This window comes from Burkholderia thailandensis E264 (assembly GCF_000012365.1).
Taxonomy (GTDB): Bacteria; Pseudomonadota; Gammaproteobacteria; order Burkholderiales; family Burkholderiaceae; genus Burkholderia; species Burkholderia thailandensis.
Genome location: NC_007650.1, coordinates 2,326,091 through 2,338,410 on the forward strand (window position 1 = coordinate 2,326,091; position 12,320 = coordinate 2,338,410).

Below are 12,320 nucleotides of genomic sequence, written 5' to 3' on the forward strand. Positions count from 1 at the left end.
TCGCGTCCCGACACTTCGCCGACCATCCTGCGCGGGACATCCGGCCGGCGCGCGCCGTTCACTCGGATCGCGACGCCGGATCGAGCGGCTCCACCGTCACGCCGACCGTCAGCACCTGATCGGCGCCGCCGCCGCGAATGACGCCGCGCAACGGCGTCACGTCCGCGTAATCGCGGCCGATCGACAGCATCACGTAATCGTCGCCGGGCGCGCGATCGTTGGTCGGATCGAGCTGCAGCCAGCCGCCGTCCTCGGGCCAGGCCGGATCGTAGACCTCGACCCACGCATGCGACGCGTCCGCGCCGATCAGGCGCGGCTGTCCCGGCGGCGGCTGCGTCAGCAGATAGCCGCTCACGTAGCGCGCGGCGAGCCCGAGCGAGCGCAGCGCGCCGATCATCACGTGAGCGAAGTCCTGGCACACGCCCTTGCGCAGCGCGAGCGCGTCGAGCGCGGTCGTGCCGACGTCGGTGCTGTTCGGCGCATACGCGAAATCCGCGTGAATGCGGCGCATCAGCTCCCACGCGCCCTGCACGAGCGGCCGGCCCGGCGTGAAGCTCGGCGCCGCATAGGCGGCGAGATCCGGATGGCACGCGGCGTGCGGCGACGCGAACGTGAATTCGCTCGCCGGATCGAACGGCCGTCCCGCGCGAAACGTCAGGCACTCGCGCACGGCTTCCCACGCGCTCGCGCTCCCGTCGCGCGGCGCGGCGATCGCGGGCGGCGGCTCGCCGCGCTTGCCCGCCGACAGCGCAGGCGGCGTGATGCGCACGACGCTGCGGCTGCGCACGAACAGTTCTTCGTGCGGCTGGTTGAGCGCGAACGACGTGCGCTCGTTGCCGAACGAATCGGTATCGACAACCAGCCCTTCGGCGCGCGGATCGATTTCGAGCGAGAACTCGAGCACGCGCTGCCGCGGCGTCCCGAGCGGCCGCAAGCGCGCCTGATGCTGCGCGGACTCGACGCGCGCCGCGTAGCGATAGCGCGTGTCGTGCGTGACGCGCAGCAGCGCACCGCGCGCCGGCTCCGCGCGCACGGCCGCCTTGCGCGTGCGTTCGCCCGCCCTCGGGTTCGCCGGCGAGCGCGTCGTCATCCCCATAGCGATCTGCCCGCGTCGCGCACGTGGCTGAAATAGCGCTCGCCAATCCGGTTCGACACATCCCACGCCGCCTTGCCGCACGCTTGCAGGCGCGCGAGCAGCGCCGCATGACGGCCGTCGCCGTCCGTCTCGCACAGCACGTGCAGCGGCCAGCCGGCGATGTCCGGAATCCCGTCGGCAAGTTCCGACAGCGCATAGCCTTCGCCGCGCTCGACCTTCGACAGCCGGCCCCGCAGCGCCTGCGCGACCCACGCGAGCGAACGCGGATTGTCGGTATCGAGCACGACGAGCGACAGCAACGGCGCGACGTCGAAGCAGCGCTGGAAGCGCGAGCGGAACGTGATGCCGCTGTCGAACAGTTCGAGCACGAGCTCGAAACCCTCCTGCTTGTGGATCGCGCCGCCGTCGAACGCGTGGCCGAGCACGCCGCCCAGGAATTCAAGGCGATCGATCTGGCGGCCGATCGACAGCAGGCGCCAGCCGTCGTCGCGCGTCATGTTGTCGGTCTGCGCGCCGGTGATCGCCGACAGCAGCAGATTCAGCCGCTCGAGCCGCTGCAGCGCGTCGTTGCCGAGCTGCTCCTCGGGCTCGACGTCGTCGCCGCCTTCGTCGAACAGTTGCGTCGCGTCGTCGATCAGCCGCCATTGCTCGCGCGACAGCCGCTCGCGTATCGCCGCCGCCGCGCCGCGCATCCCGAACAGGCACGACGCAATCCCCATCGAGCGATCCGCGCGCGGCGTGAGCGAGCGCGTGAGCGCCTGCTGGAACGCGCGCGGCGCATCGACGGCCGGCGGCGCATCGGCGGGCAACAGACCGTTGTCGCGGCACAATGCGTCGAGCAAATGCAGATGGACAGGCGTCTCGACGTCGTCCTCGCCGCGCAGCCGTTCGAGCGCCGCACGCGCGAGCCGCGTCAGATTCGTCGCGCGCTCCGTGTAGCGGCCCAGCCAGAACAGGTTCTCGGCCGCGCGGCTCGCGATCGCGCGCGATCGTTCCTGCAAGTCGTCCGGGCCCAGATGCGTCTGCAACAGCGTCGTCGGATCGACCGCGCCCTCCGTCATCACCCATGTGTCGACGCTGCTGCCGCCGCGCGGCATCGGCGCGTTGAACAGTTCGTCGCGCGTGCCGACGCGCGCGAGGCCGCCCGGCAGCACGCGCCACGAGCGCGCGCCGTCCGCGAGCGCGAACACGCGCAGCAGCAGCGGCCGCGGCACGATCCGCGCGCCGCCGTCGCCCATGCCCGCGCCGAGCGCCCATGTCGGCGCCTGCGACAGCGGCAGGTCCGCCTGGATCGTGTAGTGCGCGGGTTGCGCGGCGATCCGCGCGCGCCATTCGGCGAGCTGCTGCGGTGAAAGCCGCGCGCCGATCACCGGCTCGAACGCGCCGCCCGCCTGCACGCTCGCGGGAAACGTCGGCTTCACGATGCTGCGCGCGAGAAGCGGCAGCGCTTCGTCGCACGCCGCCTGCTCACCGCACCACCACGAAGGCACCGCGGGCAGCGACAACGTCTCGCCGAGCAGGCTCTGCGCGAGGCGCGGCAGGAAGCCGAGGATGCCGGGAGATTCGAGAAAGCCCGAGCCCGGCAGGTTCGCGAGCAGCACGTTGCCCGCGCGCACCGCCTGCATCAGGCCCGGCACGCCGAGCAGCGAATCGGGGCGCAATTCGAGCGGGTCGAGCCATTCGTCGTCGACGCGCCGCAGGATTCCATGCACCGGTTCGAGTCCGCGCAGCGTCTTCAGATAGACGCGCTGGTCGCGCGCCGTCAGATCGCCGCCTTCGACGAGCGTGAGGCCCAGGTAGCGCGCGAGATACGCATGCTCGAAATAGGCCGCCGCGTGCGGGCCCGGCGTCAGCAGCACGATGCGCGAGTTCTTCCGCTCGGGGCTCAGCGCCTGCATGCTCTGCAGCAACGCGCGATAGCTCGCGGCGAGCCGCTGCACGTGCAGGCCGCGAAACGCGCGCGGGAAGAGCCGCGACACGATCAGCCGATTCTCCAGAAGATAGCCGAGCCCCGACGGGCCCTGCGCGTGCTGCGCCATCAGCCGCCACGCGCCGTCCGGCCCGCGCGCGAGATCGAACGCGACGACATGCAGCCACGTGCCGCCCGGCGCGCGGGCGCCGCACATCGGCCGAAGATAGCCGGGATGCCCGGTAACGAGCGCGGGCGGCAGCAGCCCGCGGCGCAGAATCGTCTGTTCTCCGTAAAGATCGGCGAGGATCGCGTTGAGCAGACGCACGCGCTGCAACACGCCGCGCTCGATCGCCGCCCAATCGTCGGGCGCGATGATGAGCGGCAGCAGGTCGAGCGACCACGGCCGCACCGCGCCGCCGCCCGCCGCGCGCTCGTGCGGATGATAGGCGAGCCCGTTCTCGCGCATCCGGCGCTGCAGCGCTTCGGCGCGACGGTCGAGATCGGCGAAGCCGACGCTGCCGAGCTGCGTGAAGAATGCGCGCCACGCGGGCGCAAGGCACGCGCTCGGCAGCGCGGCCGCGCCGCCGCGCAGTTCGTCGTAGCGGCCCGTGATCGCGGGCGCGGCGAGCGCCGCGCCGAGCTCGGCCGCGTCTTGCTGGGAACCCGTGTCGAATAGCGTCTGCATCGCGTCGGCGGCCAGATCGTCGGAGGAAAGTGAAAGCACGATTCGATTTTTCAGAGGCGGCGGCGCCGAGCCGCCGCCGCGACGCGAACGCCGCACGCGCGCCGTCCGTCGATGTCGAATCCTAACATTCCCGCCCCCCGGCGCCGCCCGCGCGGCGCGCGCCGCGCGGATGCCGATGCCGCCGCTGCCGCCCTCGGCGCACCCCGCCCCCGCCCCCGCCCCCGCTCATGCTCATGCTCATGCTCATGCTCATGCTCATGCTCATGCTCATGCTCATGCTCGCGCATTCGCTCAGCCACGCCGCAAATCCAGCGTAAACGGAAACTCGCGGCTCGGTGCGGCCGGCTCGACCGTCATCATGCCCGGCGTATGTCCCATCGACACGAAGCGCGCGAGGCGCCGGCTCTCGGCTTCGTATGCGTTCACCGGGAACGTGTCGTAGTTGCGGCCGCCCGGATGCGCGACGTGATACCGGCAGCCGCCGAGCGAGCGCCGCAGCCAGGTGTCGACGATATCGAACGTGAGCGGCGCGTGCACGCCGATGGTCGGATGCAGCGCCGAAGGCGGCGCCCATGCCTTGTAGCGAACGCCCGCGACGTATTCGCCGGCCGTGCCCGTCGGCTGCAGCGGCAACGCGCGGCCGTTGACGGTCACGACGTAGCGGCTGTCGTTCAGCCCGCTCACCCGGACTTCGAGCCGCTCGAGCGACGAATCGACGTAGCGCACGGTGCCGCCGATCGCGCCCTCCTCGCCCATCACGTGCCACGGCTCGAGCGCACCGCGCAGCGCGAGCGCGACGCCGCGCGCCGCGACCTGCCCGAACAGCGGAAAGCGGAATTCGAAGTGCGGCGCGAACCATGCCGAATCGAACGCGAAGCCCGCCTCGCGCATCTCGGTCAGCACGTCGTCGAAATCCAGCCTGACGAAGGTCGGCAGCAAGAAGCGATCGTGCAGCGCGGTGCCCCAGCGCGCGAGCGGCATCGTGTACGGCGCGCGCCAGAAGCGCGCGATCAGCGCGCGCAGCAGCAGTTGCTGGACGATGCTCATTCGCGCGTGCGGCGGCATTTCGAACGCGCGCAACTCGAGCAGGCCGAGACGCCCCGTCGGCGAATCCGGCGAATAGAGCTTGTCGATGCAAAATTCGCTGCGATGCGTGTTGCCCGTCACGTCGATCAGCAGATTGCGCAGCATGCGGTCGACGAGCCACGGCGGCATGTCCTCGCCGTGGCGCAGCTTGCTGCGGCGAATCTCGGCTAACGCGACGTCGAGCTCGTAGACCTGATCGTCGCGCGCCTCGTCGACGCGCGGCGCCTGGCTCGTCGGGCCGATGAAGAGCCCCGCGAACAGATAGGATAGCGACGGATGGTTGTGCCAATACGCGATCAGGCTCGCAAGCAGATCGGGGCGGCGCAGGAACGGGCTGTCCGCGGGCGTCGCGCCGCCGAGCACGACGTGATTGCCGCCGCCCGTGCCGACGTGCCGCCCGTCGACCATGAACTTCTCGCTCGACAGCCGCGACCGATACGCGGCGTCGTACAGGAATTCGGTGTGCTGAACGAGCTCGTCGAAATCGTGCGCGGGATGGATGTTCACTTCGATCACGCCCGGATCGGGCGTCACTTGCAGCATCTTCAGCCGCGCGTCGCGCGGCGGCGGATAGCCTTCCAGCACGAGCTTCGCGTCGAGCGATTCGGCCGTCAGCTCGATCGCGGTCAGCAGATCGAGATAGTCTTCGAGCGCCGCGATCGGCGGCATGAACACGTAGAGCACGCCGTCGCGCGCCTCGACGCACAGCGCGGTGCGCGTGATCCACGCGGCGGACTCGAAGCGCTGCGGAAAGCGCGCGGCATCGGCCGCGCCCGCCTGCGCCGCGCCGGCCGGCTGCGCGAGCGCGTGTTCGCCGATGCGCGCCTGCATCACGGTCCGCGCGGGCGCGGCGGCGTCGCGCGCGGCCGCGCCCGGATCGCGAGGTGCGCCGAGGCCGCCGCCAACATGGCGCGCGCGCAACGCATCCGCATCGGGCAGCGCGTCCCGCGGCGAGAACGGATCGCGCTCGACGAGATACGGATAGTCGCCGCGGCTCACCCACGGCAGCGAATCGAGCGGCAGACGATAGCCCATCGGCGAATCGCCCGGCACCAGATACATTCGCTCGTCGCGGAAGAACCACGGGCCCGTCTCCCAGCGCGGCCCCGCGAGCGCGGGATTCGGCACGAGCGGCTTGAGCGGCAGCACGTAGCCGATCACGCTATCCAGCTGCTGCGAGAACACCTTGCGCAGGCGCGCGCGCTCGAGCTCGTCGTCGAGCCGCGCGTCGAACGGATCGACGTTCACGGGCAGCCGCCGCTCGCGCCACAGGTAGTACCAGACGTCTTCGTAGCCCGGCGTCACGTAGTCGCCCGTCACGCCGAGACGCGTCGCGAGCGCGCGGATGAAGCGCTCGGCGTCCGCGCTCGTGTACGCGGACGGCTCGCGCGCGTCGGCGAAGCGCGCGGGATCGCGCCAGACGGGCTCGCCGTCCGCGCGCCAGAATATCGACAGCGCCCAGCGCGGCAATTGCTCACCCGGATACCACTTGCCCTGGCCGAAGTGCAGGAAGCCGCCCGCGCCGTACTCGGCGCGCAGCTTCTGCACGAGCGACGTCGCGTAGCCGCGTTTCGTCGGCCCGAGCGCATCGGTGTTCCATTCGGCTCCGTCGCGCTCGTCGATCGACACGAACGTCGGCTCGCCGCCCTGCGTGAGCCGCACGTCGCCCGCCTTCAAGTCGGCGTCGACCTGCGCGCCGAGCCGCAGCACGCGCTGCCACGCGTCATCCGTGTACGGCTTCGTCACGCGCGGCGATTCGTAGATCCGCGTCACGCGCATCTCGTGCTCGAACTCGACCTCGCATTCGTCGACGAGCCCCTCGACGGGCGCGGCGCTCGTCGGCTGCGGCGTCGCGGCGAGCGGAATGTGCCCCTCGCCCGCGAGCAGCCCCGACGTCGGATCGAGGCCGATCCAGCCCGCGCCCGGCAGATACACTTCGCACCACGCGTGCAGATCGGTGAAGTCGACCTCGGCGCCGCTCGGGCCGTCGAGCGACTTCACGTCGGGCGTCAGCTGAATCAGATAGCCGGACACGAAGCGCGCGGCGAGGCCGAGATGGCGGCACAACTGAACGAGCAGCCAGCCGCTGTCGCGGCACGAGCCCGACGCGAGCGCGAGCGTCTCTTCGGGCGTCTGCACGCCCGGCTCGAGCCGCACGACGTAGCGGATGTCGCGCTGCAGCCGCCGGTTCAGCGCGACGAGGAAATCGACGGTGCCCGCCGGCGCGCGGTCGATCGATTCGACATACGAACGAAATGCGTCGGACGCGCTCGTCTGCGGGTCGCAGGCGAGATACGGCGCGAGCTCGCGGCGCAGCGCGTCGCCGTAGTCGAACGGAAAGGCTTGCGCGCGCTCTTCGAGGAAGAAGTCGAACGGGTTGTAGACCGACATCTCGGCGACGAGATCGATCGCGATCTCGAACGTGCGCGTGCACTCGGGAAACACGAGCCGCGCCATGTAGTTCGCGAACGGGTCCTGCTGCCAGTTGACGAAGTGCTGCGCGGGTTCGGCCGTCATCGAGTACGACAGGATCGGCGTGCGGCAATGCGGCGCGGGCCGCAGGCGCACGATCTGCGGCCCGAGCTGGACGAGCCTGTCGTAGCGGTAGCGGGTGACGTGGTGAAGCGCGACGTGAATGGACATGGCGTGGGCCGTTCTGTGCGGTTGCGGGGACGGTCGGGATGCGACGCGCGGCGGCGCGGCGACGCGGCGGCGTCGCGAGCCGCGCGCCCCGCCGTTCGCCGCGCCGCCGCGCGCATCGCTCCCGTCAGACGAGCTCCGGGGTCTGGATCACGCTGATCTCGACGCCGACCGGCTTCGCGCCCGGGCCGTATACCGACATCGCGTCGCGATAGTCGAGACCCGCCGCGATGCGCACGTAGCGCTCGTCCGGACAGCGGTTCATGAACGGATCGAAGCCGACCCAGCCGAGCCCTTCGACGTATGCTTCGGCCCATGCGTGGCCCGATTGCGGTTGCGTCTCGACCGAGGCTTCCTGCATCGCGACGCTTGTCTGGCGCGATGCATCGCCCGGCGTCTCGTGCACGCCGTGCGCGCCGTGCGCGTCGTGCCGCATCTGCATCGCCTGCTGCGCGACGCCGCTTGCCTGATGAAGCGCCTGCGCGATCCGTTGCATCGCGCCGTCCGTCAGCAGATAGCCGGACACGTAGCGCGCCGGAATCTGCAGCGCCCGCGCCGCCGCGACGAACACGTGCGCATGGTCGCGGCTCGTGCCCACGCCGCTTCGCAGCGCGGTTTCCGCGTCGCGCGGCGCCGGCTGCGCGTGCGGTTCGTAGGCGACGCGGCCGTGCACCTCGGTCATCAGCCAGTGCAGCGCGTCGAGGCTCTTGTGCTCGATCGGCAGCGCATCGGCGAGCGAGCGAATCGCGTCGCCCGCGCGCGTCAGATCGGTCGTGCGCTCGTAGATCCAGGGCGGCGCATACGAGTCGACGTCGCCGAGAATGCCGGCGCGATCCTGCGTCTCGACGACGCCTGCCGCGACGATCGCGAACTCCGGCTTGCCGCGCTCGTGCCGCACGAGGTCGACGCGATTGCTGAGGCCGTCCGCGTAGGTGAGCGTCGGCTCGACGCCGTCGATCGTCACCTGCCACGCGCGCACGGTCTGGCAAGGGCCGCTTTGCGGGCGCAGCCGCAGGCGCTGCAGCACGTGCGGCGCATGTTCGTCGAATTGGAAGCGCGAGATGTGTCGGATGGCAAGGCGCATGGCTGACCTCAATCGAAGTTGTAGGCTTGGGCGATTTCGAGGCCGAGACTGTTGTTCTTGGCGATGAAATCCGTCAGAAACTCGTGCAGCCCGCTCTTGAAGACGCGTTCGACCGTGTTGTCCTCGAGCGACCGCTTGATGTTGGCGGCGGTTTCGTGACAACCGTGCGTGAGCCCGTAATCCTTCGCGAGATGCTCGAGACTCGACACGACGCGCCCGTAGCAATAACGCAGCGAGCGAGGCATCCGTCCGTTGAGGATCAGATAGTCGGCGATGTTCAGCGGCTTGTACTGGACGTCGTAGACCCAGCGGTACGACCGGTGCGCGGCGACGCAGCGCAGGATCGATTCCCACTGGTAGTTGTCGAGGATCGTGCCGACGTGCGACACCGACGGCAGCAGCAGGTGATATTTGACGTCGAGAATCCGCGCGGTGTTGTCCGCGCGCTCGACGAACGCGCCGATCTGCGCGAAATCGAAGATCTCGTTGCGCAGCATCGTGCTGTAGAAGCTGCCGAGGATCAGCGCGGTCTCGCGCTTGATCTCGTCGAGGATCGCGGGCAGCGCGCTCGCGCGGATCGGCTGCGCGAGCGCCCGCTTGATCGCGAGCCACGCGCCGTTCACGCTCTCCCAAGCCTCGCGCGTGAGCGCCGTGCGCACCATCCGCGCATTCGAGCGCGCGCATTCGATGCACGACAGCACGCTCGACGGGTTGTCGCGATCGCGCAGCAGATAATCGGCGACCGTGTCCGCCGCGTATGTTTCGTATTTCCGCCGATAGCCGTCGTCCGCGCCCGAGCTGACGAGCACGGACGACCATTCCGCCGGCGCGTCGGACGTGCGCGTGAGCGCCATCCGCAAGCCGGCGTCGACGATGCGCGCGGTGTTTTCCGCGCGCTCGATATAGCGGTACATCCAGTAAAGACCGCTTGCTGTGCGTCCGAGAAGCATGTTTGCCGTCCACTCCGATCGTTGTTCGGTGCGGCGCGCGCGAACGCATCGCGCGCATGCGCGCGTTCGCGCGAGCGCCGCCGTGCGCGTGCGCTCAGTCGGCGAGCACCCAGGTGTCCTTGGTGCCGCCCCCCTGACTGGAATTGACGACGAGCGAACCCTCCTTCAGCGCGACTCTCGTGAGGCCGCCCGGCGTGATGCGAATCCGGTCCGACACGAGCACGAACGGCCGCAGATCGACGTGGCGCGGCGCGAGCCCGCGCTCGGTCAGGATCGGCGTCGTCGACAGCGCGAGCGTCGGCTGCGCGATGTAGTTCGACGGCTTCGCGCGCAGCTTCGCCGCGAACGCGTCGCGCTCGGCCTTCGACGCGGCGGGGCCGACGAGCATCCCGTAGCCGCCCGAGCCGTGCACCTCCTTCACGACGAGTTCCTCGAGATGCTCGAGCACGTACTTGAGGCTATCCGCTTCCGCGCAGCGCCAGGTCGGCACGTTCTCCAGCATCGCGCGGCGGCCGGTGTAGAACTCGACGATCTCGGGCATGTACGAGTAGATCGCCTTGTCGTCGGCGATGCCGGTGCCGGGCGCATTCGCGATCGTCACGTTGCCCGCGCGGTAGACGTCCATGATGCCGGCCACGCCCAGCACCGAATCCGGCCGGAACGTGAGCGGATCGAGGAACGCATCGTCGAGGCGGCGGTACAGCACGTCGATCGGCCGGAAGCCTTCGGTCGTGCGCATCGCGACGCGATCGCCGATCACCTGCAGATCGCTGCCCTCGACGAGATGCACGCCCATCTGGTCGGCGAGGAACGCGTGCTCGTAGTACGCGGAGTTGTGAATGCCCGGCGTGAGCACCGCGACGGTCGGATTGTCCGCGTTGCCGCCGGGCGGGCAGACGGCCGCGAGCGACTGGCGCAGCAGTTGCGGATAAGTCTCGACGGGCCGCACCTTCACCTGCTGGAACAGCTCGGGAAAGAGCTGCATCATCGTCTCGCGGTTCTCGAGCATGTACGACACGCCGGACGGCGTGCGCGCATTGTCTTCCAGCACGTAGAACTGATTTTCTGCGGTCCGGACGATGTCGACGCCGATGATGTGCGTGTAAACGTTACCGGGCGGCCGAAAGTCGATCATCTCCGGCAGGAACGCGTCGTTGTGCGAGATCAGGTGCTTCGGCACGATGCCCGCGCGCACGATCTCCTGGCGGTGGTAGATGTCGTCGAGGAACGCATTGAGCGCCATCACGCGCTGCTCGATCCCCTGCGACAGCCGGTTCCATTCGCGTCCCGAAATGATTCTCGGCACGATGTCGAACGGAATCAATCGCTCGGCGGCCTCGGCGTCGCCGTACACGGCGAACGTGATGCCGGTCTTGCGGAACACACCCTCGGCGTCGTGCGCCTTCTGGGCCAGGCTCGCGGGGTCCTGTGTATCGAGCCATTGCTTCAAGCGCTCATACGGCGCTCGTACGGTATCGCCGGGTTGCAGCATTTCGTCGAACGGCTTCATCGAAAAGTTCTCCATCCATCATTCACTCGGCATCCCTCCATGCCGAACCGGCGCAATGACTAACGAGCAAAGAGCGTGCCTTGCTGGAATCCTCAGGCCTCCCGACTGATTTGGCACTTTCGCGCGGCACGCCGCACCACGACGGTGCGAAGGCCGGACGCCAGCATGTGCCGATTCGGCGCAGCCGGCATCGCCCGCGCGGCTAGCGTGGCAGATTTGCGCCGCGTCTGTCTATGCGGGCGATCACTTCGGTATCCGATCGACTCGTCGGTCAATTCCGGATTAACTGGATAGTTATGAACAGACGAACCGGGGCACGACGGGCGCCCGAGCCGCATTCCGTGCGGCGGCGAAGGCCGCTCGTCCGATGGATCGCATATAACGCGCCGCCGAACGCGCGCATCAGGCGATGCGCAATCGCGGCCGGTCGCACGGCAGCCGGCATCGCGATAACGCACTTCCAGGAAGCAATGAGCCGATACACCGCCCCAACCCTCCTTACGCGCACGAATTGAGGACGTGCGCCGCAGACGGCGGATCGGGGAGCGGCACGCGCCCCATTGCCCGCCGCCGAATTCCGCGAATCGCCCGGCCGACGGTGACCCGCAGCTCCATTCGGATCACTGCGCGGCCATCGAATCACCCCACTCGCGAATGCGAATCGTTTGCATTTAAGGCGAAACTGGCCGATGATGTATCCGCTCATCGCCCGATACCGGAACCTCGACCATGAATGCCATCGCCTCCTCGGTGCCCGCCCGCGCCACTGTCGCCGACACCCCGCGCGGCTTGCTGGGGGACCTGCTGTCGCGCCGCTCCCGTTGGCCGCTGACCGAACCCGCGCCCGGCCCGCACGAACTCGATGCGATCTTCGATGCGGCTCTGCGCGCGCCCGATCACGGCAACCTGCGACCGTGGCGATTCGTCGTGATCCGCGGCGCGGCTCGCCACGCGTTCGGCGATCTGCTCGTCGAGCTCGCCGATGCGCGCGCGCCCGACGATCCTCCCGGTTCGCACGAGCACCGAAGAGCCAAGGCGCTCGCGGCGCCGCTCATCATCGCGCTCGGCGCGGCGTTGAACCCTACGTCGAAGGTGCCGGAGATCGAGCAGTTGCTCGCCGTCGGCGCGGCCGCGATGAACATGCTGAACGCGATCCATCAGCTCGGCTACGGCGGCTTCTGGGCAACGGGCGTCGATTCGTACGAGCCGGCGATGCACGACACGCTCGGCTTCGGTGCCGACGAACGGCTGGTCGGCTTCCTGTTCGTCGGCACGCCGGCCACGCCCGCGAACGACACGCGGCGTCCGGATCGCGACGCGCACGTGCGCGAATGGCTCGGGCCCGCACGCTGACGGC

Annotated in this window: 7 protein-coding genes; 1 reads left to right on the top strand and 6 read right to left on the bottom strand. The window is 69.4% G+C overall.

Annotated features, from left to right (window positions below; all coding sequences use genetic code 11):
- Positions 1-58 precede the first annotated feature (58 nt).
- The 6 genes from BTH_RS09810 to BTH_RS09835 form a co-directional block, all read right to left on the bottom strand.
- Positions 59-1,096 carry a transglutaminase family protein gene (locus tag BTH_RS09810; protein ID WP_011401429.1) on the bottom strand — a complete coding sequence of 346 codons (1,038 nt, stop codon included), beginning with the start codon at positions 1,094-1,096 and terminating at the stop codon, positions 59-61.
- The gene (locus BTH_RS09815) at positions 1,087-3,693 is read right to left on the bottom strand and encodes a circularly permuted type 2 ATP-grasp protein (protein WP_009893802.1); all 2,607 of its coding nucleotides are present in this window, start codon (positions 3,691-3,693) and stop codon (positions 1,087-1,089) included. The genes BTH_RS09810 and BTH_RS09815 overlap by 10 nt, the downstream gene beginning before the upstream one ends.
- 291 nt (positions 3,694-3,984) lie before the next feature.
- Positions 3,985-7,422, bottom strand: a complete 3,438-nt coding sequence (locus BTH_RS09820; RefSeq protein ID WP_009893803.1) for a DUF2126 domain-containing protein — start codon at positions 7,420-7,422, stop codon at positions 3,985-3,987.
- Between the two features lie 124 nt (positions 7,423-7,546).
- Positions 7,547-8,503: a transglutaminase family protein gene (locus BTH_RS09825; protein ID WP_009893804.1), complete on the bottom strand. Its 957-nt coding sequence runs from the start codon at positions 8,501-8,503 to the stop codon at positions 7,547-7,549.
- Between the two features lie 8 nt (positions 8,504-8,511).
- Complete coding sequence (locus BTH_RS09830) at positions 8,512-9,453, bottom strand: alpha-E domain-containing protein (RefSeq protein WP_009893805.1); 942 nt, start codon at positions 9,451-9,453, stop codon at positions 8,512-8,514.
- Between the two features lie 94 nt (positions 9,454-9,547).
- A complete protein-coding gene (locus tag BTH_RS09835; RefSeq protein WP_011401430.1) occupies positions 9,548-10,963 on the bottom strand; it encodes a circularly permuted type 2 ATP-grasp protein in 1,416 nt (471 codons plus the stop codon).
- A 729-nt stretch (positions 10,964-11,692) separates the two neighbouring features.
- Between BTH_RS09835 and BTH_RS09840 the strand changes: the two genes are divergently transcribed.
- A complete protein-coding gene (locus BTH_RS09840) occupies positions 11,693-12,316 on the top strand; it encodes a nitroreductase family protein (RefSeq protein WP_009893809.1) in 624 nt (207 codons plus the stop codon).
- Positions 12,317-12,320 lie beyond the last annotated feature (4 nt).